Origin of the sequence: Actinacidiphila glaucinigra (genome assembly GCF_035918135.1) — a bacterium.
In the GTDB taxonomy this organism is placed as follows: Bacteria; Actinomycetota; Actinomycetes; order Streptomycetales; family Streptomycetaceae; genus Actinacidiphila; species Actinacidiphila glaucinigra.
Map to the genome: position 1 here is coordinate 1,805,051 of NZ_CP109144.1, position 25,891 is coordinate 1,830,941.

26 protein-coding genes are annotated in these 25,891 nt (G+C 73.5%); 15 read left to right on the forward strand and 11 right to left on the reverse strand.

Annotation, left to right across the window (positions count from 1 at the left end):
- Positions 1 to 1,824 (reverse strand): AMP-dependent synthetase/ligase, encoded by a 1,824-nt coding sequence (locus tag OIE69_RS07995; RefSeq protein ID WP_326571245.1) that lies wholly within the window; start codon positions 1,822 to 1,824, stop codon positions 1 to 3.
- Positions 1,825 to 1,969: 145 nt separating this feature from the next.
- Between OIE69_RS07995 and OIE69_RS08000 the strand changes: the two genes are divergently transcribed.
- The 4 genes from OIE69_RS08000 (at position 1,970) to OIE69_RS08015 (ending at position 6,883) form a co-directional block, all read left to right on the forward strand.
- The gene (locus tag OIE69_RS08000; protein WP_089223484.1) at positions 1,970 to 2,212 is read left to right on the forward strand and encodes a hypothetical protein; all 243 of its coding nucleotides are present in this window, start codon (positions 1,970 to 1,972) and stop codon (positions 2,210 to 2,212) included.
- 163 nt (positions 2,213 to 2,375) lie between these two features.
- On the forward strand, positions 2,376 to 3,851 hold the full coding sequence (locus tag OIE69_RS08005) for an SDR family NAD(P)-dependent oxidoreductase (RefSeq protein ID WP_326571246.1): 1,476 nt from the start codon (positions 2,376 to 2,378) through the stop codon (positions 3,849 to 3,851).
- 92 nt (positions 3,852 to 3,943) lie between these two features.
- The gene (locus tag OIE69_RS08010) at positions 3,944 to 6,286 is read left to right on the forward strand and encodes an ABC transporter ATP-binding protein/permease (RefSeq protein WP_326571247.1); all 2,343 of its coding nucleotides are present in this window, start codon (positions 3,944 to 3,946) and stop codon (positions 6,284 to 6,286) included.
- 3 nt (positions 6,287 to 6,289) lie between these two features.
- Complete coding sequence (locus tag OIE69_RS08015; protein WP_326571248.1) at positions 6,290 to 6,883, forward strand: SH3 domain-containing protein; 594 nt, start codon at positions 6,290 to 6,292, stop codon at positions 6,881 to 6,883.
- Between the two features lie 20 nt (positions 6,884 to 6,903).
- Here the strand turns inward: OIE69_RS08015 and OIE69_RS08020 are convergent, their stop codons facing one another.
- The gene (locus OIE69_RS08020; RefSeq protein WP_326571249.1) at positions 6,904 to 8,202 is read right to left on the reverse strand and encodes a streptophobe family protein; all 1,299 of its coding nucleotides are present in this window, start codon (positions 8,200 to 8,202) and stop codon (positions 6,904 to 6,906) included.
- Between the two features lie 89 nt (positions 8,203 to 8,291).
- Here OIE69_RS08020 and OIE69_RS08025 point away from each other — a divergent pair, with 89 nt between their 5' ends.
- Entirely contained in the window at positions 8,292 to 9,155 is an 864-nt protein-coding gene (locus OIE69_RS08025) for a DUF6777 domain-containing protein (protein ID WP_326571250.1), read from the forward strand.
- 123 nt (positions 9,156 to 9,278) lie between these two features.
- The gene (locus tag OIE69_RS08030; protein WP_326581041.1) at positions 9,279 to 9,704 is read left to right on the forward strand and encodes a hypothetical protein; all 426 of its coding nucleotides are present in this window, start codon (positions 9,279 to 9,281) and stop codon (positions 9,702 to 9,704) included.
- Between the two features lie 286 nt (positions 9,705 to 9,990).
- On the opposite strand, the gene OIE69_RS08035 is transcribed toward OIE69_RS08030, so the two are convergent.
- Positions 9,991 to 10,446: a Crp/Fnr family transcriptional regulator gene (locus OIE69_RS08035; protein WP_326571251.1), complete on the reverse strand. Its 456-nt coding sequence runs from the start codon at positions 10,444 to 10,446 to the stop codon at positions 9,991 to 9,993.
- 48 nt (positions 10,447 to 10,494) lie between these two features.
- The gene (locus tag OIE69_RS08040) at positions 10,495 to 11,784 is read right to left on the reverse strand and encodes a phosphoribosyltransferase family protein (protein ID WP_326571252.1); all 1,290 of its coding nucleotides are present in this window, start codon (positions 11,782 to 11,784) and stop codon (positions 10,495 to 10,497) included.
- A gap of 86 nt (positions 11,785 to 11,870) precedes the next feature.
- Between OIE69_RS08040 and OIE69_RS08045 the strand changes: the two genes are divergently transcribed.
- Complete coding sequence (locus OIE69_RS08045) at positions 11,871 to 12,608, forward strand: DUF72 domain-containing protein (RefSeq protein ID WP_326571253.1); 738 nt, start codon at positions 11,871 to 11,873, stop codon at positions 12,606 to 12,608.
- Positions 12,605 to 12,889: an acylphosphatase gene (locus tag OIE69_RS08050; RefSeq protein WP_326571254.1), complete on the forward strand. Its 285-nt coding sequence runs from the start codon at positions 12,605 to 12,607 to the stop codon at positions 12,887 to 12,889. The genes OIE69_RS08045 and OIE69_RS08050 overlap by 4 nt, the downstream gene beginning before the upstream one ends.
- Before the next feature lie 147 nt (positions 12,890 to 13,036).
- On the opposite strand, the gene OIE69_RS08055 is transcribed toward OIE69_RS08050, so the two are convergent.
- From OIE69_RS08055 to polX, 4 genes are all read right to left on the reverse strand, one after another.
- Complete coding sequence (locus OIE69_RS08055; protein WP_326571255.1) at positions 13,037 to 14,467, reverse strand: lipase maturation factor family protein; 1,431 nt, start codon at positions 14,465 to 14,467, stop codon at positions 13,037 to 13,039.
- A gap of 91 nt (positions 14,468 to 14,558) precedes the next feature.
- Positions 14,559 to 15,341 carry a VOC family protein gene (locus tag OIE69_RS08060; RefSeq protein ID WP_326571256.1) on the reverse strand — a complete coding sequence of 261 codons (783 nt, stop codon included), beginning with the start codon at positions 15,339 to 15,341 and terminating at the stop codon, positions 14,559 to 14,561.
- Between the two features lie 152 nt (positions 15,342 to 15,493).
- On the reverse strand, positions 15,494 to 15,901 hold the full coding sequence (locus tag OIE69_RS08065; protein WP_326571257.1) for a hypothetical protein: 408 nt from the start codon (positions 15,899 to 15,901) through the stop codon (positions 15,494 to 15,496).
- A gap of 63 nt (positions 15,902 to 15,964) precedes the next feature.
- Positions 15,965 to 17,698, reverse strand: coding sequence for a DNA polymerase/3'-5' exonuclease PolX (gene polX, locus OIE69_RS08070; protein ID WP_326571258.1), 1,734 nt, complete (start codon positions 17,696 to 17,698; stop codon positions 15,965 to 15,967).
- A 127-nt stretch (positions 17,699 to 17,825) separates the two neighbouring features.
- Between polX and OIE69_RS08075 the strand changes: the two genes are divergently transcribed.
- The 3 genes from OIE69_RS08075 (at position 17,826) to OIE69_RS08085 (ending at position 19,401) form a co-directional block, all read left to right on the forward strand.
- On the forward strand, positions 17,826 to 18,041 hold the full coding sequence (locus OIE69_RS08075; RefSeq protein ID WP_089223498.1) for a dodecin: 216 nt from the start codon (positions 17,826 to 17,828) through the stop codon (positions 18,039 to 18,041).
- A 74-nt stretch (positions 18,042 to 18,115) separates the two neighbouring features.
- Entirely contained in the window at positions 18,116 to 18,565 is a 450-nt protein-coding gene (locus tag OIE69_RS08080; RefSeq protein WP_326571259.1) for a VOC family protein, read from the forward strand.
- 128 nt (positions 18,566 to 18,693) lie between these two features.
- Complete coding sequence (locus OIE69_RS08085) at positions 18,694 to 19,401, forward strand: type 1 glutamine amidotransferase domain-containing protein (protein WP_326571260.1); 708 nt, start codon at positions 18,694 to 18,696, stop codon at positions 19,399 to 19,401.
- Here the strand turns inward: OIE69_RS08085 and OIE69_RS08090 are convergent.
- On the reverse strand, positions 19,398 to 19,613 hold the full coding sequence (locus tag OIE69_RS08090) for a hypothetical protein (RefSeq protein ID WP_326571261.1): 216 nt from the start codon (positions 19,611 to 19,613) through the stop codon (positions 19,398 to 19,400). The genes OIE69_RS08085 and OIE69_RS08090 overlap by 4 nt on opposite strands.
- Between OIE69_RS08090 and OIE69_RS08095 the strand changes: the two genes are divergently transcribed.
- The 4 genes from OIE69_RS08095 to OIE69_RS08110 all read left to right on the forward strand — a co-directional run bounded on the left by OIE69_RS08095 (position 19,594) and on the right by OIE69_RS08110 (position 24,042).
- Positions 19,594 to 20,106, forward strand: coding sequence for a CGNR zinc finger domain-containing protein (locus tag OIE69_RS08095; RefSeq protein WP_326571262.1), 513 nt, complete (start codon positions 19,594 to 19,596; stop codon positions 20,104 to 20,106). The two genes, OIE69_RS08090 and OIE69_RS08095, sit on opposite strands and share 20 nt — an antisense overlap.
- A 150-nt stretch (positions 20,107 to 20,256) precedes the next feature.
- Positions 20,257 to 20,817 (forward strand): (2Fe-2S)-binding protein, encoded by a 561-nt coding sequence (locus OIE69_RS08100; RefSeq protein WP_392567479.1) that lies wholly within the window; start codon positions 20,257 to 20,259, stop codon positions 20,815 to 20,817.
- Positions 20,818 to 20,821: 4 nt separating this feature from the next.
- Positions 20,822 to 21,811: an FAD binding domain-containing protein gene (locus OIE69_RS08105; RefSeq protein ID WP_326571263.1), complete on the forward strand. Its 990-nt coding sequence runs from the start codon at positions 20,822 to 20,824 to the stop codon at positions 21,809 to 21,811.
- Entirely contained in the window at positions 21,808 to 24,042 is a 2,235-nt protein-coding gene (locus tag OIE69_RS08110) for a xanthine dehydrogenase family protein molybdopterin-binding subunit (RefSeq protein ID WP_326571264.1), read from the forward strand. Before OIE69_RS08105 ends, OIE69_RS08110 begins: the two co-directional genes overlap by 4 nt.
- Here the strand turns inward: OIE69_RS08110 and OIE69_RS08115 are convergent.
- Together OIE69_RS08115 and OIE69_RS08120 are read right to left on the reverse strand one after the other, a co-directional pair.
- A complete protein-coding gene (locus OIE69_RS08115) occupies positions 24,039 to 24,686 on the reverse strand; it encodes a DedA family protein (RefSeq protein WP_326571265.1) in 648 nt (215 codons plus the stop codon). The two genes, OIE69_RS08110 and OIE69_RS08115, sit on opposite strands and share 4 nt — an antisense overlap.
- 4 nt (positions 24,687 to 24,690) lie before the next feature.
- Positions 24,691 to 25,890 (reverse strand): ABC transporter ATP-binding protein, encoded by a 1,200-nt coding sequence (locus OIE69_RS08120; protein WP_326571266.1) that lies wholly within the window; start codon positions 25,888 to 25,890, stop codon positions 24,691 to 24,693.
- Position 25,891 lies beyond the last annotated feature (1 nt).

Sequence of the window (25,891 nt, forward strand, 5' to 3'; positions counted from 1 at the left end):
TCAGCGCCGGTACATCGCGTCGATCTCGGCGGCGTAGGCCTCCTCGACCGCCCGGCGCCTGAGCTTGCGCGAGGGGGTGACCAGCCCCCGCTCCTCGGTGAACGAGGCGGCCAGCACGCGGAACGAGCGGATCGACTCCGCCCTCGACACCCGCGTGTTGGCCGCCGACACCGCCCTGCGCACCTCGGTCTCCAGGTCCGGGTCGCGCACCAGCTCCTGCAGCCCGGCCTCGGCCTTGCCGCGCAGCCGTAGCCACTGGGCCGTCGCCTCGGTGTCCAGGGTCACCAGGGCCGTCACGTACGGCCGGTCGTTCCCGATGACCAGGCAGTGCTCGACCAGCGGGTGCTCGCGGACCCGTTCCTCCAGGACGGCCGGGGAGAGGTTCTTGCCGCTGGTGGTGACGATGATCTCCTTCTTGCGGCCGGTGATCGTCAGATAGCCGTGCTCGTCGAGGAAGCCGAGGTCGCCGGTGTACAGCCAACCGTCGCTCAGGGCCTGCGCCGTGGCCTCGGGATCGCCGAGGTAGCCGGAGAAGACCGCCGGGCCGCGCAGCAGGATCTCGCCCTCGTCGGAGATCCGGACCGCCGTCCCGGGCACGGGGTGGCCCACCGTGCCGTAGCGCACCCGGCCGGGCGGGTTGGCGGTGGCCGCCGAGGTGGACTCGGTGAGCCCGTAGCCCTCGTACACCGTGACCCCCGCGCCCTCCAGGAACAGCCCGAGCCGCCGCCCCATGGTGGAGCCGCCGCTCACCGCGTTGCGGACCCGGCCGCCCAGCGCCTCACGGACCCTGGCGTACACCATCCGGTCGTAGAAGCGGTGCAGCACGCGCAGCGCCGCGCTCGGGCCCGGGCCGGTGCCCAGCGCACGCCGCTCGCGGGCCTCGGCGAAGCGCACCGCCACCTCGACGGCCTTGTCGAACACCCCGAGGTGGCCCGCCTCCTCCGCCTTGTCGCGCGCGGAGTTGAAGACCTTCTCGAAGACGTACGGCACGGCGAGCACGAAGGTCGGCCGGAACAGTGCCAGGTCGGGCAGGAGTTCGGCGGCCGTCATCTCGGGCTGGTGGCCCAGGCGCACCCTCGCCCGCACGGCCGCCACCTGGATCATGCGGCCGAAGACATGGGCCAGCGGCAGGAACAGCAGCACGGACGGCTGCGCGGAGGTGCCGCTGTCGAAGACCGGTCGCCAGCCGGCGATGAGGTTGTCGGTCTGGCACATGAAGTTGCCGTGGGTCAGTACGCAGCCCCGGGGGCGTCCCGTGGTGCCCGAGGTGTAGATCACGGTGGCGACGGCGTCGGGGGTGACCGCGAGCCGGTGCCGGTGGACCACGTCCTCGGAGATCCGCTCCCCGTCCGCCACCAGCTGCTTCACCGCTCCGGAGTCCAGCTGCCAGACGCGGGTCACGGCGGGCAGCCGGTCGATCACCGAGCCCAGCGTCATCGCGTGGTCCTCGTGCTCCAGGACGCAGCCGACGGCGCCGGTGTCGTGGAGGATCCAGCGCAGCTGCTCTGCGGAGGAGGACGGGTAGACGGGCACCGGCTGGGCCCCGACGGTCCACAGCGCGAAGTCGAAGAGCGTCCACTCGTAGCGGGTGCGCGACATGATCCCCACCCGGTCCCCGAACCGCACCCCGTGCGCGAGCAGTCCCTTGGCCAGGGCCATCACCTCGTCGCGGAACTCGGCCGCGGTCACGTCCCGCCAGCGGCCGTCCTCCTTGCGGCCCAGCCGCACCTCGTCGGGCGCCTGCGCCGCGGTCTCGAACACCACGTCGGCGAGGCCGCCGGCGAGGGTGGCCGGGACCAGCGCGGGCAGACTGAATTCGCGCACGCGGGCACCTCGTGGGGGTCGTGGCGGGCGGAGAAGCGTAACGTAACGGATCTCTCACGCGCTGTCGGCCGACGGCCGGTGATCGTCCCGCTTCTTCACCAAACCTCCCCCGGCGAGAGATCATGGGATACAGGAGGTGACCTCCATGACCACCAGGATCCGACTCCACGGCGGCCCCGGGGACGGTCTCACCCTCGGCATCGCCCTGGGAGCCGGGGGGCAGCCCCCCGAGGGCATCCTGTACGACCCGCTGGCCATCAGCGTGCAGGACGCCGGGGTGCACCAGGCGTGGCCGGACAGCGCCGCGTACTACAAGCGCCTCGAGCACATGGCCGACGAGCCGTGGGACTACGAGTACGAGAGCGAGGCCACCGCCCCCCTGGAGTGACCCACCGGCGCACCGCGGACCGCTCCGGGACCGCCCCGGGGCACCTCCCGCGGCCGCCGGACCCGGCACGGGTGAAAGCCGCCGTTTTGGCCGGGCGCCGCCGCCTCCGTAGAGTTCCGCAGGACACCAGCGGGAACACACGATCCAGGGAACGACGGCGGGCATGACGGCGACCGAGAACGAGCAGAGCACGGCCACGGCCTGGGACGGCATCCCCGGCATCGACCCGGTACGCCTGGAACTGTGCCTCAGCGTGCTGAGGGAACTCGACGAGCTGCCGCTGGACCACCCCGACGCGATCACCGTGCGCAGGGCCACGGCCGGCATCTACCGGACGGTGAAGCAGCGCCGCCGCCAGGAGCGGCGTTCCGCCAAGACCGCCCACGACAAGTCCGTCACCGAGGCCACGGCCACCGGCTCCGCGGAACGCATCGACGACGAGACCCAGGGGCTGCTGCCGTCCTCCTCGACCATCGGTGAGATCGCCGGCATCCTGCAGCGGCCGCGCTCCTGCTACGTGTGCAAGGGCCGCTACGTCGAGGTCGACGCCTTCTACCACCAGCTGTGCCAGAACTGCGCGGCCTCCAACCGCGCCCGGCGCGACGCACGGGCCGACCTGAGCGGCCGGCGCGCCCTGCTCACCGGCGGCCGGGCCAAGATCGGCATGTACATCGCGCTGCGGCTGCTGCGCGACGGCGCCCACACCACCGTCACCACGCGCTTCCCCGCGGACGCGATCCGGCGCTTCAAGGCGATGCCGGACAGCGACGAGTGGATCCACCGCCTCAAGATCGTCGGGGTCGACCTCCGCGACCCGGCCCAGGTGGTGGCGCTCGCCGACTCGGTGGCCGCAGAGGGCCCGCTGGACATCCTGATCAACAACGCGGCGCAGACCGTACGCCGGTCCCCCGCGGCGTACGCGGAGCTGGTGGCCGCCGAGTCCGCCCCGCTCCCGGCCGGGGCCCTGCCGGCCTCGGAGGTCTTCGGCGCCTTCGGCAGCGGCGCCCAGCCCTCGCTGCCCGCCCCGCGCGCGGAGCTGGCCGCCCGGGCCCGGGAGGTCACGGACCTGGCACTGGTCAGCGGTTCGGCCTCGCTCGCCCGGATCGAGGCCGGCACGGCGATCGACGCCGGCGGGCTGATCCCCGACCTGGACGCGGAGAACAGCTGGAGCCGCGCCGTGGGCGAGGTCGACCCGGTCGAGATGCTCGAAGTGCAGCTGTGCAACGAGACCGCGCCGTTCATCCTGGTCAGCAGGCTGCGCCCGGCGATGGCCGCTGCCGCCGCCCGCCGCAAGTACGTGGTGAACGTCTCCGCGATGGAGGGCAAGTTCACCCGCGGCTACAAGGGTGCGGGCCATCCGCACACCAACATGGCCAAGGCCGCGCTCAACATGCTGACCCGCACCAGCGCCCGGGAGATGCTGGAGACCGACGGCATCCTGATGACCAGCGTCGACACCGGCTGGATCACCGACGAGCGCCCGCACCCGGACAAGGTCCGCATGGCCGAGGAGGGCTTCCACGCCCCGCTGGACCTGATCGACGGCGCCGCCCGCGTGTACGACCCGATCGTCCGCGGCGAGCAGGGCGAGGACCTGTTCGGGGTGTTCCTCAAGGACTACGCGCCGACCGACTGGTGAGGGCCCCGGCGCCGTCCCTCAGGGCCATGTGACGGCCCGTTGCGGGACAGGTGGGACAGGCGGGGCGGCCGGTCCGCGGCTACGATCGAAGCGTGGCCGAGCGAGGTTCCGCGCCCACCGCGCCCAAGCTCGTGCTCGAGACCGACGGGGACACCCGGATCCTGGTCCCGGGTCGGGACTACCACGTCGGTCGCGACCCCGACGGCGACGTCGTCCTCGACGACCCCCGGGTGTCGTGGCACCACGCGGTGATCCGCCCCGCGGGCGACAGTTGGATGCTGCACGACATGGGCAGCACCAACGGCACCTTCGTCAACGGCCGGCAGGTCCGGCAGTGGGGCGTCGGCCCGGGCAGCGTCATCCGCTTCGGGCACGCCGAGCAGGGGCCGTGCGCCCGGCTGAGCAGCGCCGAGGCCCCCACCGGCGTCTACCGGGCGCCGCCCGTGGCCTCCCCCGCGGCGACGGGCACTTTCCGTCACCCGACGTCGGTCCGGTCGCTGCCGCACCGCACGATCCACATCGGGCGCGCCTCCGACAACGACCTGGTCGTCTCGGACCTGCTCGTCTCCCGCCACCACGCCGAGCTGCGGTCGCTGCCGGACGGCGGCTACGAGATCGTGGACCTGCACAGCCACAACGGCACCTACCTGGACGGCCAGCGCGTCGACCGGGCGGTCGTGCACCAGGGCGACATCATCGACGTCGGCCACGCGGTGTTCCGGCTGATCGGCGACAAGCTGCAGCAGTTCACCGACACCGGCGAGGTCTCGCTCAACGTACGCGACCTGTCGGTGCGGGTGGACGACGGCGGCAAGGTGCTGCTGGACGACATCAGCTTCCCCGTCGGCGAGAAGTGCCTGCTGGCGGTGGTCGGGCCGAGCGGCTCCGGAAAGTCGACGCTGCTGAACGCGCTGACCGGGCTGCGTCCGGCGGACCAGGGCACGGTGCTCTACGACGGGCGCGACCTGTACCGGGAGTACGCGGACCTGCGTCAGCGCATCGGCCTCGTCCCGCAGGACGACATCCTGCACCAGCAGCTCCCCGTGGGCCGCGCCCTGTCGTACGCCGCCGAACTGCGCTTCCCCGGCGACACCGCCAAGGAGGAGCGGCAGGCCCGGGTGGACGAGGTGATCGCCGAACTGGGCCTGGAGGCCCGGGTGCGGCAGCCGGTCCACACGCTCTCCGGTGGCCAGCGCAAGCGGGTGAGCGTCGCCCTGGAGCTGCTGACCAAACCCTCGCTGCTCTTCCTGGACGAGCCGACCTCGGGCCTGGACCCGGGGATGGACCGCTCGGTGATGACGATGCTGCGCGAACTCGCCGACGACGGCCGCACGGTCATCGTGGTGACGCACAGCGTGCTCAGCCTGGAGGTCTGCGACCGTCTGCTGGTGATGGCGCCCGGCGGGCGCATGGCCTACTACGGGCCGCCCTCCAAGACCCTCCCCTTCTTCGGCTTCCGGCAGTGGCCGGAGGCCTTCGAGGCGTTCGAGCACCAGGAGAACCGCGACTGGACGGGCCAGTACGAGGCCTCCCCGCTCTACGACGAGTACATCGCGGCGGCGCTGGAGCCCGCGCGCCCCGAGGCCCCGACGGAGCTCGAACCTCTCAAGCCGCCCAAGCCCCAGGGCTGGGGCGGCCAGTTGTGGACGCTGGTACGCCGCTACACGGCGTCGCTGGCCGCCGACCGCACCTTCCTGGCGATCATGGTGGCGCTGCCCTTCGTGATGGGCGGGATGGCGCGCGCCCTGGCGGGCGGCGCGCTGAGCCGGAACAACGCGCTCAACGTGCTCCTGATCCTGTGCGTCGGCTCGGTCCTCACCGGGGCGGCCAACGCGGTCCGCGAGCTGGTCAAGGAGCGCGTGATCTACCAGCGGGAGCGGGCCGTCGGCCTGTCCCGCTCGGCGTACCTGGCGTCCAAGGTGGTGGTGCTGGGACTGGTCACCATCGCCCAGGCGGTGGTGCTGACGATGGTGGCCCTGGTCGGCGTGCGGCTGAGACCCCAGGGCGGCAGCGGGGTCCTGCTGCCGCCGCTGCTGGAGATCACGCTGGCGGTGGCGCTGCTGGCGTTCACCTCGATGATGCTCGGGCTGCTGATCTCGGCCCTGGTGCGCAAGGAGGAGGTGACCATGCCGCTGCTGGTGCTGCTCGCCATCGTGCAGGTCGTCTTCTGCGGTGCGCTGCTCCCCCTGCACGGGGTCCCGGGCCTGGAGCAGTTGGCCTGGCTGGTGCCGTCGCGCTGGGCGCTGGGGGCGATGGCCGCGACGCTGGACCTGCACGCCATCACGCCCAGCACCGTGACGTCGGACCCGCTCTTCCGGTCCGTACCCTCGATGTGGCTCCTGGGCATGGGCATGCTCGTGGTGTTGTCGGCGGTCTTCGGACTCGTCGTCACCAGGCTGCTGCGGCGCCAGGAGCCGGCCGTCATGCGGAGGTAGGCCGTGGTGTACGAGCCGGAGTTCGTCCCGACCCACGTCGCCCCGTCCGCGGGGCTCCCCACCTGGCGGGCGCCGGACGATTCCAGCCCCTCCGCCGGGCTGGATCCGCTGCTGCCGGTGCGGGTGACCGAGCACCGGGGTGACTGGGCGCGGATCGTGTGCTCCAACGGCTGGTCCGCCTGGGTGGACGGACGCCTGCTGATCACGGTCCCGCAGGGCCCTCCGGCCGTCGGCGGCTCCCCGGCCCGCACGGCGGACGCCCGGCCCCTGCTGGGCCGGCTGGTGGAGGCGCTCGGCTCGTACCGCTCCCTGGTGCAGGACCTGGCGGCCGGCCGGATCGACCTGGAGACCTTCGACCGCGGCACGAGCGGCATCAGGATCGGCGCCGTCGTCGACGGGGACGCGGTCTGGCTCTTCGACGCCGAGCACGACCGCTGGTGCTACTGCGACGGCACCCGCATGGCGACCTACGCCGCCTCCTCACCGCCCGCCGTGCGCCCGGGCGACCCCGGCCCCCCGCCCCCGGCGAAGCCCCCGATCGGCGGCGACTCCTCCCCCACCGAGACCCACCCGATCACGTGGACGGGTGAAGCCTGAGTCACGTGCACAGGGCGGCGTCAGGAGGCCGGGGCGCCCGGTCGGGCGGGGCGGGCGCGGGCCGCGAGGTGGGCGGCCATGCTGCCGAGGAGACCGGCTGCCACGCCCCACAGCGCGGCGACGCCGATCGCCGGGAGCAGGTTCGGGAGCAGCACGATCGAACCGCCGAGGCCGCCGGTGTCCGAGGGGTCGCCGATGCCGAACAGGGACAGGCCGTAGTGCGCGTCGATCCGGGTGAGCACGCCGATCAGCAGCATCGCCACCGCGGACGCCACGGCCAGGTGGACGGCGTTGCGCACGTGCCCCGTGCCGGGCGGCGCGCGCCGGGCGGTGGCCCAGCCGGCGCCCAGCATGGCGACGGCGACGGCGACCACCAGCCACCACGCCCTTCCGTCGTGCTCGGACAGCGCCGCGAGGTCGAGCGTGACGTCACCGTCCCCGCTGCGCAGCACGGCGGCCAGCGCCTCCGGCATCGGCACGCCGAGCGCCCCCTGCACATTGCCGTGCCACGAGGCGCCCATCCCGAGCCCGAGGGCGAGCCAGGCCACGTTCGGCAGGCCGAGGAAGACCACGGCGAAGCCGTCGGCGGGCTCCGCGCGGGTGAAGGCGGTGACCACCGCGATCACGGCGCCGGCGACCACGTAGGCGAGCAGCACGCCCACCATGGCGCGGGCGGCCGGCCGGACGACGGTGTGCGCGGGCACCAGCCGGGAGGGCAGCGGCGCCCTCCGTGACACGGCGAAGGCCAGGACGAGGACAACCGCCAGCCAGAGCAGCCCGGCGACGACCGTGACCGGTACGTCGGCGCGGAAGCCGATGGTGGGGGTGACCCCGAGCAGGTCGCCGAGGTCGTTGAGGAACTCCTCGCCCGTGGAGATGGTGAAGGTGTGGCGTGCGCCGAGGGCGATCAACAGCGTGGCGAGGGCCCACAGCACGGCCGTACGGACGAAGAGCCACAGCATCCGGCGCCCGGGGACCACCGCGTGGCGGCGCAGCGGCCGTACGACCACGTAGGCGGTGACGAGGGCCCCGGCGAGGGCGACGGACAGCGGGAAGACGGTCACCGCCGCGTCCGACCGGGCGATGGTGCCCGCGCCGCCCTCCAGGCCGACGCGGCCGCCGACGGCCATGACCACGGTGGCCGCGATGACGGGCAGGAACGCGCCCTGCGGCAGCTCCGAGGCCCCCGCCAGCCATAGTCCCAGAGCCGCCACGACCACCATGACGGCGTACCCGGCCAGAACCGCCGCGAGGGCGTGCAGCCAGCCGTGGGCGAGCCCCGGGGCGGGGGGCGGGGCGGAGGGCGGATGCCGGGTCACGGTGTCAGGCTAAGCAGCCCGGCGGCAGCCCGCCCGTCCGGAATGCCCCGGCTTGCGGCCCGGTCGGAGGGTGGACGGAGAATGCGGGAGTGACCCCGCCCCCGCCCCGGAACCCACCCGGCGCCTCCGACCCCGGCCAGGACCCTCCCGCGCACGCGCGCCGGAGGTGGTGGACGTCGAGCGCCGGGCTGTCCGCACTGGCGGCGCTCGGGGCCGCTGCGCTCGTCCTGGCGGTCTTCCTGGCCACGCGGGGAGGGGGCGGCGGCACCGGCGCGCCGGAGGGAAGCCCCTCGCCCGCCAGGCCGCGGATCGTGCTGCAGCCGGCCCAGGTGGCGGGTCTCGACGCCTTCACCGCCGGCAGGGCCGCCGAGTTCCCTCCCGCGGACGCCCCGGCACCCACCCTGACGCCCGAGCCCTCCGCCGGGTACGGGGCGCCGAGCGTCTCCGGCGGTACGCGCGCCCTGTACGGCGGCACCAAGGGCAGGGCCTCGTGCGACGTCGCCGAGCAGACCCGGTACCTGACCGAGGACCCCGGCAAGGCGGCCGCCTTCGCCCAGGTGGCGGTCATCGACGCCGACGGGATCGGGCAGTACCTGAAGTCGCTCACCCCGGCGCTGCTGCGTGCCGACACCCGGGTCACCGACCACGGCTACGCGGAAGGCTCCGCGACCTCCTTCGCGGCGGTGCTGGAGGCGGGCACGGCGGTGCTCGTCGACGACCGCGGCGTCCCCCGGGTGCGGTGCGCGGGCGGCAATCCGCTGTCGGCGCCGAAGGCGGCCGAGGGCGCCGGCCACAGCGGGCAGCCGTGGCCCGGTTTCCGCGCGTCGGAGGTCGTCGCGGTACGCCCCGCACCACAGGCGCACCGGTCGTTCGTCCTGTACGACGCGGACCGCGACGAACTCTTCCGCCGCCCGGTGGGCACAAGGGGCGCCGACGACACGTGGATGGGGTGACACGGAGGCCAGGGGACTGCGCCTCCAGCCGCCGCAAGGTCCGGACTCGGCCGCATGAGCGACGACCAGGAGCTGCTCACCATCGGGCGGCTCTCCCGTCGTACCGGCATGCCGGCGCGCACCATGCGTCACTGGTATGACATCGGCGCGCTGCCGCCGGGCCGGCCGCAGCGGCGGCGACCACCGGCTGTACGACGCCGCCTCCGTGGCGCGGCTGGAGACCACGGTCACGGCCGTCGCCGTCGTCCACCTGGAGGCGCTGCACGCGCAGATCAGGACACTGCGGCTGCGCCGCGCGGTGCTCGGCACCGTGGCGAAGCGGCAGTCGGACACCGAGGAGATGACCCTGTTGAACCAGTCGGCACGGCTGTCGGCCGACGAACGGCGGCGCATCGTCGAGGAGTTCGTGGACGAGGTCTCCGAAGGGCTCGACGCCGGCCCCGACATCGAGGCCCCTGTGCGGCGCACCCCCGCCGACCTTCCCGACGACCCCACGCCCGAGCAGGTGGACGGCTGGGGGGAACTCGCCGAACTGGTCCGCGACCCTGACTTCCGCCGCCACATGCGCACCGTCGTGGAGAGCAACGCGGCGCAGCACCCGGCGCCAGGCGCGTCCGTGTGGTTCGCACGCGAGGTCGTCGGCCTCGTGGGCCAGGCGCGGGAGCGCGGCGTGGCACCCCACGCGCCCGAGGCCGAGTCCGTAGTGACCGCTCTCCTGGGCGCGGACGCCGACCGCGCCGCGCTCGGCGGCGAGCCGCCGCGTCCCACGCACGTGGCCGAATCCCATTGGCCGGCCGGGGCTCTCAGGGCGCATCCCCGAGGGTCGGCCGTGCCCTCAGGAGTGCTCCTGCAGACGCGGGCCGTAGATGTCGAGCATCCGGGCCCGGGCGGAGCCCAGCCGCTGGGCGATGGTCTGCGCGGCGGCCAGCACGATGGCCTGGCCCAGCACCGGGTTGTCCCGGCACAGGTCGCGGATCTCGGCCCCGCTGAACTCGTACGCCCCCACCGAGCCCAGCGCGTGGGCGCCGACCTGCCAGCGGTAGGGAGGGAACAGCCAGGACCAGCCGACGAGTTCGCCGGGGCCGAGGGTCTCGACGGAGACCGCGCCGCGGCCGGGCACGTCCATGTCGATGGAGACGGCCCCCGACTCGACCACCCAGAACCGGTCGGCGAATCTGCCCTCGTCGCAGATGCGCCAGCTCTGCGGGAAGCTGACCTTCTTGGCGTGTTCGAGGAAGGCCCGGCGGTGGGCCGACGGAAGTGAGTCCAGCATGGTCAACGTGCTGCTCATCGGCGCATCCTCCTACTCCCTTCCACACCCCCTGACCTCAGGGTACGGTCACGGACCGGCCGTCGCAGGGAGGTGACCGGCCAACCAGTCGCGCGCCAGGTGCGCCACCTCGTCGAGGGCTCCGGGCTCCTCGAACAGATGGGTCGCGCCGGGCACCACGTGCAGCAGGCTGGGGCAGCCGAGCGCTTCCTGGGCACGCCGGTTCAGCTCCAGGACGGTGGTGTCCCGGCCGCCCACGATGAGGAGGGTGGGTGCCCTGACCTCGCCGAGCCGGGGCGCGGCCAGGTCGGGGCGGCCGCCCCGGGACACCACCGAGGAGACGTACGGGGCGGCCCGGGGGTCGGCAGCGGCCCACAGGGCGGCGGCGGCGCCCGTACTGGCGCCGAAGTAGGCCAGCGGCAGGTTCTCCCCGCGGGCCCACTCGGTGACGTCGGCCAGGCGGCCGGCGAGCAGTTCGATGTCGAAGACGTTGGCCCGGTCCGCCGCCTCGGCGGAGGTGAGGAGGTCGAACAGGAGGGTGCCGAGGCCGGCCTGGTGGAGCGCGGCGGCCACGGCGCGGTTGCGCGGGCTGTGCCGGCTGCTGCCGGTGCCGTGGGCGAAGAGCACCAGGGCCCTCGCGTCGGCGGGCATGGTCAGCGTGCCTGCGAGCCGCGCCCCGGCCCCGCCGCCCACGGCGAGGTCCACCTCGGTGGTCCGCGGTTCCCGGGCGGCGGCCTGCTTGAGCAGCCCGGACACCTCGTCGTCGGCGGTCTGGGAGAAGTCGTGGTACCACTCCCCCACCGCGAAGAAGGCGGTCGGCGCCGAGAGGCACACCACGTCGTCGGCGGCGTGCCGCAGCGCGGGCAGCGACTGCGGCGAGGCCACGGGCACGGCGAGCACGATCCGGGCCGCGCCCTGGGCGCGGGCCACCTCGCAGGCGGCGAGGGCGGTGGCGCCGGTGGCGACGCCGTCGTCGACGATCAGCACCGTACGGCCGGCCGGCGAGGTGCGCGGCCGCCCCTCGCGGAAGCGGTGCGCCTGCCGGACCAGCTCGGCCTCCTCCCGGTGCTCGACGGTGTCGATGTCGGCGCGGGAGACGTGGCCCATGCGGACGATGTCGTCGCTGAGCACCTTGGCGCCGCCCTCGCCGATGGCGCCGAAGCCCAGCTCCCGGTGGTACGGGACACCCAGCTTGCGGACGACGATCACGTCCAGGGGGGCGTGCAGGGCCTGCGCCACCTCGTAGGCGACGACCACGCCGCCACGCGGCAGGCCGAGCACGATGGGGTTGTCGAATTCCAGATGCCGCAGCCGCTCGGCGAGCTGCCGTCCGGCATCGGCACGGTCTGTGAAGTGCATGGTTCCACCCCCGCGAGCGGGGAGATGCAGGACTCCTTACGACCTACCCTGAATAGGGACCAGCAAGCAACCGGCAGGGCCGCGCGATGTCCGTGCTCGTGGGAACCTCGGGGTGGCAGTACCGGGACTGGCGCGGCGTGCTGTACCCGCCCCAGGTGCCGCAGCGATTGTGGCTGGAGGAGTACGCGCGCCGCTTCGGCACGGTCGAGAGCAACAACGCCTTCTACCGCCTGCCGTCCCGGGAGACCTTCGCGGGCTGGCGGGAGCACACGCCCCAGGGCTTCGTGATGGCGGTCAAGGCCAGCCGCTACCTGACCCACATGAAGCGGCTGCGCGACCCGGAGGAGCCGGTGCGGCGGCTGCTCACACACGCGGAGGGGCTCGGCGACCGGCTGGGCCCCGTGCTGCTGCAGCTGCCGCCGAACCTCCGGGCCGACGCCCGCGTCCTGGAGACGTGCCTGCGCTGCTTCCCCGCGGGTGTGCGGGTGGCCGTCGAGCCGCGGCACGCCTCCTGGTGGACCCCCGAGATCCGCGCGCTGCTGAAGCGCCGCGGCGCCGCGCTGTGCTGGGCCGACCGGCGGGCGCGCCCGGCGACGCCGTTGTGGCGCACCGCGGACTGGGGATACGTGCGCTTCCATGAGGGCATCGCCCGGCCGTGGCCCCGCTACGGGTCCCGGGCGCTGACCACCTGGGCACACCGCATCGTGGACACCTGGCCGGAGGGCTCCGACGTGTTCGTGTACTTCAACAACGACCCCGGTGGGGCGGCCGTCCTGGACGCCGACGCCTTCCGCGACGCGATCCGCCAGGTGCGGCCGTCGTGATCCGGCGGCGGGTGGTGGTGACGGGGGACGTCCAGGGGGTGTACTTCCGGGACACCTGCCGCACGACCGCGGGCGGGACCGGTGTCGCCGGCTGGGTCCGCAACCGGCCGGACGGCACGGTCGAGGCGGTCTTCGAGGGCCCGCCCGAGGCGGTGGCGGAGATGGTGGCCTGGTCGCACGAGGGCTCGCCGCTGTCCATCGTGGACCGTGTGGAGGTCGTCGAGGAGGAGCCGGAGGGGCTCACCGGCTTCGAGATCCGTCCCACCCCGTGGCGCGACTGAGGGCCGGTGCCAGGCGCGGGCCAACCGGTCGAGGACGCCGTGAACGTCGGCCCCGTGGCCGCGGCCCCGCCGCCGTCGTCGCGCCGTCGAGACCGTCGCCGTAGGCCGTGTCCGGGCCGGGGCCGGGGCCGGGACGCACGGACGTCGTCAGCCATGGCGGCGCAGGCCCTCGCGGTCGACCGGCGGGAGGTACTCGCGCACCAGGCTCCGCTCCCACCAGGCCCCGGTGGCGCGCAGGGTGCGCCAGTCGGTGAAGCGGTAGTGGTACAGGCGGGCGCGGACGTAGGTGGGCGGGGCGTCCGGGAAGGGGTTGCTCCGCAGCAGCCGCAGGGTGCGGGGGTCGTTCTCCAGGAGCTTGCCGACGAACGGGATGAACCAGCTCCACGCGTAGGCCGAGGAGATCCCGGCGAACCACATCATCCAGTCCAGCCGCAGGTGGTACGGGGCGAACTGGCGGGGCAGCCGGTGCGGGTCGGTGGGCTTGCCCTTGAAGCCGTACTCCTTCCACACGGTGCCGGGGCCGGGTTCGGCGGCGTCGGTGCCCTCGACCACGACCTCCAGGCGCATCCGGTTGATGCTGCCGAAGGCCCCGTAGGAGTTGACCAGGTGCAGCCGGTTGAAGGAGACGTTCATCATCTGGCCGCGGGAGAGCAGGTTGCGGGCGGGCCAGTAGCTGAGCACGGCCACCAGGGCGGTGGCGGCGATCACCAGGGCCGCGTACCAGGCGGGCGGGGGAACGGACGCCGCGGGCGGCGGCGCGGCCGCGTACGAGCCGTCGAGCGCGGCGACGGCGAGGACGATCGTCAGCCAGTTCAGCCACGCGAAGTTGCCCGAGAGCACCAGCCACAGCTGGGTGAGGATGACGACGCAGGCGGCGACGCCCGCCACCGGTTGCGGGGTGAACAGGGCGACGGGCACGACCAGCTGGGCGAAGTGGTTGGCGGCGGTCTCGGCCCGGTGCGCCCCGCGCGGCAGGTGGTGGAAGAACCAGCTGAGCGGGCCGGGCATGGGCTGCGTCTCGTGGTGGTAGTAGAGGCAGGTCAGATCGCGCCAGCAGGCGTCGCCCCGCATCTTGATCAGTCCGGCGCCGAACTCGACGCGGAAGACCAGCCAGCGCATCAGCCACAGGATCAGCACGGGCGGCCCGGTGTCGTCGTTGCCGAGGAACACCGCCAGGAAGCCGGCCTCCAGCAGCAGGGACTCCCAGCCGAACGCGTACCAGGTCTGGCCGACGTTGACGATCGACAGGTAGAGCAGCCACAGCACCGCCCAGATCAGCATGGCGGCCCACAGCGGCACGAGGTCGGTGGCGCCCGCGACGACGGCTGCGGACAGCGCGGCACCGCCCCACACGACGGCCGCGAAGAGACGGTCGGAGTAGCGGAGGTGGAACAGGCTGGGCGCGTGACGGAAGGGCACGTCCCGCAGGAAGCGCGGGACGGGCAGCAGCCCGTGCTCGCCGATGAGGGCGCGGAACTGGCCGGCGGCGGTGAGGAAGGCGACCAGGTAGAGCACGCCCAGCCCGCGCTGGACGACGACGCGGCTCAGCCAGTAGTCGGGTGCCGTGAACCACTCCATGGCCGCTTCTCTAGTGCCCCGCCGGGGTGTCCGCGACCCGGCGGGACGATGGCGGGGCGAGGTTCATCCGATGGGACGCGGCGGGCGCGTGCTACTGGTGGTCGGCGACGAGGGAGAGCAGTCCGCCCTCCGGGTCGCGGATGCCCGCGACCCTGCCGTAGGCGCTGTCGAGGGGTTCGCCGGTCACCTCGCCGCCGAGGTCCTTGGCGCGCCGGACGGCCTCGTCGACATCTGCGACGGTGAAAAAAACGTGCCACCGCGGCCGGACCTTGGGGTCGGCCGCGGCCTCGACGCCCCCGCCGCGGATGCCCGCGACGCTGTGCCCGTCGACGTAGAGGACGACGCGGTCGTTCTCCCATTCCACGACGTAGCGGGGGCCCCGCCGGTCCCAGTGGAAGACCTCGCCGTAGAACAGGGCCGCGGCGAAGGCGTCGCGGGTGCGCAGCTCGATCCAGGACGGGGCGCCGTGCATGCGCAGCTTGCGGGCGGGGCCGTGCTCGCCCTCCCAGATACCGAAGGAGGCGCCCATGGAGTCGGCCACCAGCGCCAGCCGCCCGGCGTCGAAGTCGAGCGGGCCGACGGCCACCGTGCCTCCGCGGTCGCGGATGTCGGAGGCCGTGGCGTCGGCGCTCTCCACCCCGAAATAGGTGGTCCAGGACACCGAGGTCTCCCAGTCGCGGGCGATGGCGCCGATGCCGGCCACCTCCGTGCCGTTCACCAGCGCGCGTTCGTACGGGCCCCAGCGTGAGGGCCCGGGTTCGAACTCCCAGCCGAGCAGTGGTCCGTAGAACGCCTTCGCCACGTCCAGGTCGCGTGCCATCAGGCTGACCCAGCACGGGGCGCCCGCCACACAGCAGATCTTCGCGGTGGACACGTACCGGCCTCCTTGTCCTGCCCCGTTCCAAGAATGGCGGCAGCGGGTCCGGGAGGCATCTTCGGCGGTCCGTCGTACGTACCGGTGGTGGCCGGGCGCCCCGGCTCTATGGGTCGGGGGGCGGTGGGTCGGTGGGTCAGTGGGTCAGTGGGTCAGTGGCCGAAGAGGTGCATGCCCCGGCGGCGCGACGACGCCGAGGGGGTCTTCTGCGTCGTGGCCGCCTCGTCGTCGGTCCTGGCGGTACCGGCGGCGGGGGCGGTGGTGCCGGCGGTGGTGGTGTCGGGCGCCGTCTCGGCGGCGCGGGCCCGGCGGCGCAGCCGGCGCAGCTCCGCACGGCGGCTGCGCTCGCGTCCGGCGCCGGCCAGGGCGATGACCGAGGCCAGGCAGAACACCAGGGCGAGCGCGAGACCGGCGAGGAACGCGCCGAGCGTGTTGACGGTGGCGATGTCCGAGCCGAACAACGTCACGGTGTAGTCGGGGCCTCCCCCGAGGTTCTCCGCGATCAGGAGCCCGGTGAAGGCGGCGGTGGCGCCCATGAGCACGAATCCCAGCAGCAGCATCGTGTCCTCCTCGATGTCGGGGCGTGGTACGGGGCCCTCACGCTGCGCCTACCCCGGGTACGGTCACGGATGCGTACGGCGGCCCTTGCGCAGGAAGCGCCGCAGCCGGGTGAGCGGCCAGGCGTTGACGACGTCGTCCTCGGTGAGCCGGCCCCGCTGGGCGGTGCCGACGCCGTAGCGCATGAAGTCCAGGTGGACGGTGGAGTGCGCGTCGCTGTCGACGGCGAACCGCACGCCGTGGCGGCGGGCCCGCAGGATCAGCTCGTCGCCGAGGTCGAGCCGGTCGGGCTGGGCGTTGACCTCGAGCGCGGTGCCGGTGCGGGCGCAGGCGGCGAAGACCTCGTCGAGGTCGGCGTCGACGCCCGGGCGCCTGCCCAGCAGCCGGGTGGTGGGGTGGCCGATGATGTTGACGCAAGGGTTCTCGGCTGCGCGCACCAGGCGCCGGGTGAGGGCGTCGCGGTCCTGGTTGAAGTGCGAGTGGATCGAGGCGACGCACAGGTCGAAGCCGGCCAGGAACTCGTCCGGCCAGTCCACGTCCCCGTCGGGGCCGATGTTGAGTTCGGTGCCGTGCAGGACGCGCATGCCCTTGTGCGAGCGGTCCAGGCGGCGGACCTGCTCGCGCTGGGCGAGGATCCTCGCGTCGGTCATGCGCTGCATGTACAGATTGGGCGCGTGGTCGGTGACCGCGTAGTAGGCGTAGCCGCGCGCCGCCGCCGCGGCCACCATCTCCTCCAGCCCGGCGAGGCCGTCGGTCAGGTCGGTGTGGGTGTGCAGGTCGCCGCGGACGGCGCGCAGGGCGAGGGGCTCGGGGAGCTCCCCGGCCAGTCCCGCCTGGATCTCGCCCCGGTCCTCGCGCAGGGTGGGCGGTATCCAGGGCAGGCCGAGCCGTGCGTAGACCTCCTCCTCGGTCCGGGAGACGACCCGCTCGCCGGTCGCGGTGTCGAAGAGCCCGTACTCGGAGAGCTTGAGGCCGTGGTGGACGGCCAGCTCCCGGACGCGGATGTTGTGGGCCTTGGAGCCGGTGAAGTACTGCAGCGCCGCGCCCCACGAGTCCGGCGGCACCACCCGCAGGTCGACCTGGAGGCCCTTGGCGGTGCGGATCGAGGTCTTCTTCGCTCCCCGCACGACGACCTCCGCGGTGACGGGCATCCGGACGAACGCCTCCATGAAGGGCCCGGACCGCTCGGCGGCGACGAGGACGTCGACGTCCCCGACGGTCTCCCGCATGCGGCGCAGCGAGCCGGCGTACGTGCAGCGCTCGCACCCGGGGAGCGCGGAGAGCTCGGCGACGACCTCCTCGGCGACATCCGTGGCGACATCGAGCGGGACCCGGCCGCCCGAGGACTGCAGCAGGCCGATGCCGTGCAGGATGTTCTCCTCGGTGCGGGCGCCGAAGCCGGGCAGCCCGCGCAGGCGCTCCTGGTGAATGGCGTCGGCGAGTTCCCGCACCGAGGCGATGTGCAGCTCCTCGTAGAGCATCATGGCCCGCTTGGGGCCGAGCGTCGGGATCGCGGTCATCTCCCGTACGCCCGCGGGGATGCGGGAGCGCAGCTCCTCGAGGGCGGGGACGGTGCCGGAGCGCAGGTACTCGGCGACCTTCCCGGCCACCGACTTCCCCACGTCGGGGATCTTCCGCAGCTCCTTGTCGTCGAGCCGGGAGACGTCCTCGTGGTGGCCGCCGATGGCGCGGGCGGCCTTCTCGTAGGCGCGCGCCTTGAACGCGTCGCCGCCGGTGATGCGGATGAGGTCGGCGTACTCGCGGAGCAGGGCTTCGACCTCGTCGTTCGCCCTGGCCATGTGGGGCCCCTTCCCGCGGCACGCCGCGGGCTAACGCCCCGGGGCCCCTTCCTCTCGCGGCCCGACGGGTGATGAGGCACCGTGGAGGGGCGGCGGAACCGCCCGTCCCACCGATCAGGGAGGCCCCATGACCGACCACACGTACCGGGTGACCGAGATCGTCGGCTCGTCCAGCGAGGGCCTGGACGCCGCCATCCGCAACGGGCTCAGCCGGGCCTCGGAGACCCTGCGCAACCTCGACTGGTTCGAGGTCACGCAGATCCGCGGTCACCTGGCGGACGGGCAGGTCGGGCACTACCAGGTCGGGCTGAAGGTCGGCTTCAGGATCGAGGAGAACGGCTGAGACTGTCGTACCCGTCGGGCAGCATGGCCCCACCGGTGCAGGCACCGGGCGGGCCACTTCGACGGAGGCACACCATGGTCGCGTTCCAGCTCACGATCGACTGCGCGGATCCGGAGGCGCAGGCGCGCTTCTGGGCGGACGCGCTGCGCTACCGCCTCGAGGACGCGCCGGACGGCTTCCCCACCTGGCGGGAGTACTGGCTCTCCGTCGGCGTGCCCGAGGAGGAGCTCGGCAAGGGGGACTGCTGCGACTCCATCGTGGACCCGGCGGGTGACGGGCCCCGGATCTGGTTCCAGCAGGTGCCCGAGGGCAAGGTGGTCAAGAACCGGCTCCACCTCGACGTCAAGGTGGGCGGCGAGCGGGCCGAGGTGCCCCTGGAGACGCGCAGGGAGCGGGTCGAGGCCGAGGCCGGCCGGCTGGTCGCGGCGGGGGCCTCGCGCCTGCGCGTGCTCGCCGAACCGGGCGTGGACCACTACGGGGTGGTGATGCGCGACCCGGAGGGCAACGAGTTCTGCGTGGCGTAGCCGGTGCCCGGCCCGCCGGACCGCCTTGCCTGCCCCAAATGGCCCATTTACGCTCGAACCGACGGGGTGCCACAGCGGTGTCGACCGCCGCGACGAGCACCGAATCCCGCGGGGAAGAGGGCACTGGCATGCCTGTGACCAAGAAGATCCTGGTCATCGTGACCAACGTCGACGAGTACGAGAAGGTCGGGATGCGAACCGGGCTGTGGCTCGGGGAACTGACGCACTTCTGGGACGTGGTCGAGCAGGACGGCTACACCATGGACATCGCCAGTCCGGCCGGCGGCAAGGTCCCCCTCGACCCGGAGAGCCTCTCCCACGAGGTGCTGGGGGAGCTCGGCACCGGCGGGCACTACGCCGACCGCGAGTACATGGACCTCCTCGAGGACACCGTGCCGGTCGCCGACGTGAACCTCGAGGACTACGATGCCATCTATCTCACCGGCGGCCACGGCGTGATGTTCGACTTCCCGCAGAGCCGGGAACTGGAGGACCTGATGGCCAGGTTCTACGAGTCGGGCCGGATCGTGTCCACGGTCTGCCACGGTGCGACGGGTCTGCTCAACGTGACGCTGAGCAGCGGCGAACCGCTGGTCCGGGGCAGGCGGGTGACCGGGTTCTCGTGGCCCGAGGAGGAACTCGCTCACCGGGCCGAGGCGGTGCCGTACAGCCTCCAGGACGAGCTGAAGAAGCTCGGCGCCGACTACTCCATGGCCAGGCGGCCGTTCGACACCTACGTCGTCGAGGACGGGCGGCTGATCACCGGTCAGAACCCGGGCAGCGCCCGTGCGGTCGCGGAGGCGGTCGTCCGGCAGCTGGAAGACGCTCAGCGTTAGGCGCGTGCCGGGCCGGCGATCCTCTGGAACGGGACGAGCGCCGCGGCCGCGACGACCGCGAGGACCGCGAACACCAGTCGGGGGCCGCCGAGTTCGGCCAGGACGCCGGCCAGGGCCGCGCCGAGCGGCATGGCACCCCAGCTGAACAGCCTGCTGACCGCGCTGTAGCGGCCCATCATGTGCTCCGGCACGATGTCCTGGGCGTTCGCCAACACCGTCGACCTCGACCTCGGCACGGACGCCCTGGCCGCACCGGACCGGTTGTCCGTCTTCCTCGCCTCCCGCGGCCTGCTCGACGACAGCACGCCGGTCACGCCCGGCGAGCACGACCGCGCCCTGCGCCTGCGGGCCGGCATCCGCGAGGTGCTGGGCGCCAACGTCGGCGACACCCCCGACCCCGGGGCCGTCGCGGCCGCCGAAGAGGTGCTACGGGGGCTGCCCGTCCACGTCGCGGTCGGCGGGGACCGGTCCGTGCTGTCCCCCGCGCCGGGGCTGCCGCCCGTGGACGGGGCGCTCGCCCGCATCGCCCTGGCCTGGAGCGCGCTGGTGACCACCGGCGACGCGGCGCGCCTCAAGCGCTGCGCCGAGCACACCTGCGGCTGGGTCTTCTGGGACGTCTCCAGGAACCGCAGCCGCCGCTGGTGCTCGATGCGCGTGTGCGGCAACCGCAACAAGGCACGGGCGTACGCGGCCCGGCAGCGGTAGCCGCGCCGCGAGGACCCGGAGCCGGGAGCACCCGGGCACGGCCCGGCGAACCGGTCCGCCCCGTGTGCCGCCGCGCGGAGGCATGATCCCGGTTGCGGGTCGTTGACGGGCGAAACAGCATGAAAGGGAGACCGATCTGGAGGTGGACCGGTGTCCTCACATGTCTCGGCGAACACCGCGGCGGAGTCCGACGTCCTGCCGGAGCGCGGACCGGACCCCGTCCGGGTCACCCTGCACGTCAACGGGGAGCGGCGGGCGGTGGACATCGAGCCCCGCGTGAGCCTGCTCGACGCGCTCCGGGAGCACCTGGGCCTGACCGGCGCCAAGAAGGGGTGCGACCAGGGCGCCTGCGGGGCCTGCACGGTGCTGGTGGACGGGCGGCGGGTGCTGGGCTGCCTGACGCTCGCCATCACGTGCGAGGGCCGCGAGGTCACGACCATCGAGGGCCTGGCCCGGGAGGGCCGACTCGACCCGATGCAGGAGGCGTTCATCGCGCACGACGCCTTCCAGTGCGGCTACTGCACCCCGGGGCAGATCATGTCGGCGGTGGCGCTGCTGCGGGAGGGGCACGCCGGGGACGACGAGGAGATCAAGGAGTGGATGAGCGGCAACATCTGCCGCTGTGCCGCGTACCCCAACATCCGTGCGGCGATCCGCGCGGTCCGCGACGCGGACCCGGACGCCGCCCCCGGAACCGGCACTGGAGCGTGACATCGTGCGGCCCATCAGCTACACCCGCGCCACGGGCACGACGGACGCGATCGCGGCCGTCACCGCCGACCCGCGGAGCCACTTCCTGGCCGGCGGCACCACCGAGGTCGACCTGCTGCGGCAGAACGTGCTCGCGCCGCGCCGGCTCGTCGACATCAACGACCTGCCCCTGACGGGGGTGGAGGGGATGCCCGACGGCTCGCTGCGGATCGGCGCGCTGGCCCGGATGACCCAGGTCGCCGAGGCGCCCGTCGTACGGGAGCGCTTCCCGCTGATCGCCCAGGCGCTGGAACTCGGCGCCTCGGCCCAGCTGCGCAACATGGCCTCCATGGGCGGCAACATGATGCAGCGCGTGCGGTGCGGCTACTTCCGCGACACCGCGTCGGCCTGCAACAAGCGTGTGCCCGGCAGCGGTTGCGCGGCGATCGAGGGGACGAGCCGCGGGCACGCGGTCCTCGGCACGAGCGCGCACTGCATCGCCACCCATCCCTCGGACGTCGCCGTGGCCCTGGCGGCACTCGACGCGAGGATCCGGACCGAGGGGCCCGGCGGTGAACGCTCCTATTCCTTCGAGGAGTTCTTCCTGCTGCCCGGCGACACCCCGGACCGGGAGCACCCGCTGGAGCACGGTGAGCTGATCACCGTGATCGAGGTGCCCTCGGTGCCCATCGCCCGCCACTCCACGTATCTGAAGGTCAGGGACCGTGAGTCGTACGAGTTCGCCCTGGTCTCGGTGGCGGCCGCGCTGGCGCTGGCGGACGGGCTGGTGCTGGACGTCCGCCTCGCGCTCGGCGGGGTGGGCACCCGGCCCTGGCGGGCCGAACGCGCCGAGGAGTTCCTGCTCGGGGCGCCGGCGATCCCGCAGAACTTCCACGAGGCCGCGCGGGTCGAAATGGCCGCGGCGCGCCCCACGTCGATGAACGCGTTCAAGGTCGAACTCGCCTGCCGGACCGTGGTCCGCGCGCTCGAGACCCTCACCGGGAGCCCGTCGTGACCCCGGCGGTCGGACAGCCGATGGACCGGGTCGACGGCCGGCCCAAGGTCACCGGATCGGCGCGGTTCTCGGCGGAGATACCGCTGCCCGGCATGGCGTACGCCGCGCTCGTCGGGGCCCACATCGCCGCGGGGCGGATCACCTCGATCGACACCGGCGAGGCCGAGGCCGCCGAGGGGGTCCTCGCGGTCCTCACCCACGAGAACACCCCGCCCATCGCGGCGCAGCCCCCGCTGCTCCCTTCCCTGGCGGGGACGGCGGCCCCCGGCCAGACCTTCTTCCCCCTGCAGGACGACGTCGTCCACTACGCGGGCCAGCACATCGCCGTCGTCGTCGCCGACACCCACGAACGGGCCCAGCACGCGGCGAGCCTGCTGCACGTGCGGTACGCGGAGGAGCCCTCGGTCACCACCCTCGACCAGGGCCGGGACCTGGCCCACGTGCCCGAGGCGATCTTCGGCGGCTTCATGCCGGGGCGCATGAGCCGGGGCGACCTGCAGAAGGGGATCGACGAGGCCGACGTACGGCTGGACGCCACCTTCACCTACGCCGCGAACAACCACAACCCCATCGAGCCGCCGGCGACCACCGCGTCCTGGGAGGGAGGCGAACTCACCCTCTGGGACGCCACGCAGGGCATCACCTCCACCCAGCAGACGGTCGCGGCGCTGCTCGGCCTGCCGGTCTCCCGGGTGCGGGTCGTCGGGCACTACACGGGCGGCAGCTTCGGCGGCAAGGCGATGATCTGGCACCATCCGGCCCTCGCCGCGATCGCCTCCCGGGCGGTGGGCCGCCCGGTGAAGCTGGCGCTGACCCGCGAGCAGATGTTCACCTCGATGGGGCACCGCGAGGAGCAGGAGCAGACGATCATGCTCGCCGCGGCCGGGGACGGGCGGCTCACCGCGCTGCGCCACCACAAGCTCTCCCCCACCTCGCACTTCGACGAGTGGGCCGAGCCCTCCCTGGGCGTCGCCTCGCAGATCTACGGGTGCCCCCACTACGAGGGCGAGTACCGGCTTTTCCGCGCGAACACCATGACGCCGACCTTCATGCGCGCGCCCGGCGAGGCCTCGGGCATGTTCGCCATGGAGTGCGCGATGGACGAGCTCGCCGAGCGCCTCGGGATGGACCCGCTGGAGCTGCGGCTCCGCAACATCACGGCGACCGACCCGATGACCGGCGATCCGTGGTCGAGCTGGGGACTGGAGGAGTGCTACCGCCGCGGCGCTGAGCGCTTCGGGTGGGCCGGCCGCGACCCGCGGCCGCGCTCCCGGCGCGAGGGGCACTGGCTGATCGGCACGGGCATGGCCAGCGCCGGTTACCCCGTCGCCCAGCCCGTCACACCGCAGCGCGCCCGCGCGCGCCTGTACGCCGACGGAACGGTGCTGGTGCAGGCGGCCACCCCGGACTTCGGCACCGGTGTGGCCACGGCCATGACGCAGGTCGCCGCCGACGCCCTCGGGCTGCCCGTCGAGCGGTGCCGCTTCGAGAACGGCGACACCGCCCTCCCCCAGATCGCCGCGGCCGTCGGTTCCGCCGGTGCCGGCATGATCAGCGCGGCCGTCCACACGGCCACCACGGCCCTGCGGGACGCGCTCGTCGCGCGGGCGGTCGCCGACGCCGAGTCTCCGCTGCACGGGGCGGACCCGGGGGCCGTCGAGCTCCGGGGCGGGCGCATGGTGCTCCGGGACGACCCCGGCACGGGCGAGACCTACGCGCAGATGATGCACCGCCAGTTCCTGCCGGACCTGGAGGCCCTGGGCTCCTGGAGCCCTGGTTCCGGCACGAACGGACACGCCCTGATGACCTTCGGCGCGCAGTTCGCCGAGGTCGCCGTCGACGCCGACCTGGGTCTCGTCCGGGTCCGCCGCATGGTCGGCGCCTTCGCCCCCGGGCGGATCCTCAACCCGAAGACCGCGCGCAGCCAGCTCATGGGCGGCATGATCTGGGGCCTCGGCCAGGCCCTCCTCGAGGCCAACCACATGGAGGCCCGCACCGGGCGCTGGGCGGCCTCGAGCCTCGGCGACTACCTGGTCGCCGTCAACGCGGACGCGCCGGACGTCGACGTCGAGCTCGTCGAGGTCGAGGACACCGTCGTCAACCCCCTGGGCGTCAAGGGCGTCGGCGAGATCGGCCAGGTCGGCGCCGGCGCCGCCATCGCCAACGCCGTCCACCACGCCACGGGCCGCCGCGTCCGCAAGATGCCGATCACCATCGAGGACCTGCTCTAGGCCGTGTCGCCGCGGCGCAGACGGCGGCGGCGGATGTGGCGGGCGGTCAGGGCGGCGGCGATCACGGCCACGGCGATCAGGGCGTAGAGCTGGAAGCGGGTGAGCCAGGCGTAGAGCGTGCCGAGGCGGGTGCCGGCGGCGTAGGCGAGGGCGGCCCAGACGCCGACCCAGAGGACCGCGCCGAGGGTGTTGCACAGCAGGAAGCGCCACCAGGGCATGCCCGCGGTGCCGGCGATGATGCCGTTGGTCTGGCGCAGGACGTCCACGAAGCGGGCGAGCAGGACGACGAGGTCGCCGCGGCGGGCGAAGAACTCCTCCCCGCGCTCGAAGCGTTCCGGGGTGAGCAGGACGTAGCGGCCCCAGCGGTGGACGAAGGCGCGGCCGCCGCTGCGGCCGATGAGGTAGCCGAGGCAGTCGCCCGCGACGGCCGCGACGACGGCGACCGCCACGACGGCGGCGATGTCCATCCGTCCGGTGCCCGCGTAGGCGGCCGCGACGACGAGGACGGTCTGGCCGGGCACCGGGATCCCGCCGTTGTCGAGCAGGACGAGGACGCCGACCGCCAGGTAGCCCCAGTCGTCGAGGACTGGGGCAAGGTGCGCGAGGGGTCCGGGGAGGGGCGGCGGGACGGGGGCCGGGGCCATGGGCTCACCCCGCGGCCGTGTCGCGGGGGCGTTCGGGGAGCGTGAGGTTGTCGCCGGTGGCCGGGTCGAAGACGTGGGCCTGCGCGGTGTCGAGCCACAGGCGCAGGCGTTCGCCCTCGCGGGCCCGGGTCCTGGCGGAGAGCCGGGCGACGATCTCGGGCCCGCCGGCGCCGGTGTCGGCGAGGCCGGAGTCGGCCGCGAGTTCGGCCAGTTGCTCCGCGGCGGCCGCGCCGCCCTCCTGGGCGAAGTGGACGTAGACATCCGAGCCGAGGGACTCGCGGACGTCGACGGTGACGGTGACGGTGGCGCCGCCGCGTTCCGGGTCGACGAGCGCGGCGTCCTCGAAGTGCTCCGGGCGGAATCCCGCGATGACCTCGCGCGGTGCGCCGCGGCGTGCCAGGGCGGCGCGGAGGCGGTCGTCTAGCGGCAGGTCGCCGAGCGGGGTGCGCAGCCGGTCCTCCTCCACCGCGGCGGGCAGGAAGTTCATCGCGGGCGAGCCGATGAAGCCGGCGACGAAGAGGTTGCGCGGGCGGTCGTACAGCTCCTGCGGCGATCCCGTCTGCTGGACGAGGCCGCCGCGCATCACGACGACGCGGTCGCCGAGGGTCATGGCCTCGGTCTGGTCGTGCGTGACGTACACCGTGGTGGTGCCCAGGCGGCGCTGCAGCCGGGCGATCTGGGTGCGCATCTGGACCCGCAGCTTGGCGTCGAGGTTGGACAGCGGCTCGTCCATCAGGAAGGCCTTGGGCTCGCGGACGATGGCGCGGCCCATCGCGACGCGCTGACGCTGCCCGCCGGAGAGGTTGGCGGGCTTGCGGTCGAGGTGCCCGGTGAGGTCGAGGACGCGGGCCGCCTCCTCCACCTTCTCCCTGATGACGGCCTTGTCCACGTGGGCCAGCCGCAGGGCGAAGCCCATGTTCTGGCGGACGGTCATGTGGGGGTAGAGGGCGTAGCTCTGGAAGACCATGGCGATGTCGCGGTCCTTGGGGGCCTTGTCGTTGACGACCTGGCCGCCGATGCGGAGGGTGCCCTCGGTGATGTCCTCCAGCCCGGCGATCATGTTGAGGGTGGTGGACTTCCCGCAGCCGGACGGGCCGACCAGGATCAGGAACTCTCCGTCCGCGATGGCGAGGCTGACGTCGCGGACGGCGACCGCGCCGTCGGGGTAGCGCTTGGTGACGCCTTCGAGGGTGATCTCGGCCATG

Coding starts and splice junctions, on each gene's coding strand:
- OIE69_RS08115 (WP_326571265.1), bottom strand. CDS start 24,686: ATGGCCCCGGCCCCCGTCCCGCCGCCCCTCCCCGGACCCCTCGCGCAC.
- OIE69_RS08095 (WP_326571262.1), top strand. CDS start 19,594: ATGTCCTGGGCGTTCGCCAACACCGTCGACCTCGACCTCGGCACGGAC.
- OIE69_RS08120 (WP_326571266.1), bottom strand. CDS start 25,890: ATGGCCGAGATCACCCTCGAAGGCGTCACCAAGCGCTACCCCGACGGC.
- OIE69_RS08085 (WP_326571260.1), top strand. CDS start 18,694: ATGCCTGTGACCAAGAAGATCCTGGTCATCGTGACCAACGTCGACGAG.
- OIE69_RS08035 (WP_326571251.1), bottom strand. CDS start 10,446: ATGAGCAGCACGTTGACCATGCTGGACTCACTTCCGTCGGCCCACCGC.
- OIE69_RS08030 (WP_326581041.1), top strand. CDS start 9,279: ATGCGTCACTGGTATGACATCGGCGCGCTGCCGCCGGGCCGGCCGCAG.
- OIE69_RS08000 (WP_089223484.1), top strand. CDS start 1,970: ATGACCACCAGGATCCGACTCCACGGCGGCCCCGGGGACGGTCTCACC.
- OIE69_RS08065 (WP_326571257.1), bottom strand. CDS start 15,901: ATGCTGCTGCTGGGATTCGTGCTCATGGGCGCCACCGCCGCCTTCACC.
- OIE69_RS08045 (WP_326571253.1), top strand. CDS start 11,871: ATGTCCGTGCTCGTGGGAACCTCGGGGTGGCAGTACCGGGACTGGCGC.
- OIE69_RS08040 (WP_326571252.1), bottom strand. CDS start 11,784: ATGCACTTCACAGACCGTGCCGATGCCGGACGGCAGCTCGCCGAGCGG.
- OIE69_RS08055 (WP_326571255.1), bottom strand. CDS start 14,467: ATGGAGTGGTTCACGGCACCCGACTACTGGCTGAGCCGCGTCGTCGTC.
- OIE69_RS08005 (WP_326571246.1), top strand. CDS start 2,376: ATGACGGCGACCGAGAACGAGCAGAGCACGGCCACGGCCTGGGACGGC.
- polX (WP_326571258.1), bottom strand. CDS start 17,698: ATGGCCAGGGCGAACGACGAGGTCGAAGCCCTGCTCCGCGAGTACGCC.
- OIE69_RS08080 (WP_326571259.1), top strand. CDS start 18,116: ATGGTCGCGTTCCAGCTCACGATCGACTGCGCGGATCCGGAGGCGCAG.
- OIE69_RS08075 (WP_089223498.1), top strand. CDS start 17,826: ATGACCGACCACACGTACCGGGTGACCGAGATCGTCGGCTCGTCCAGC.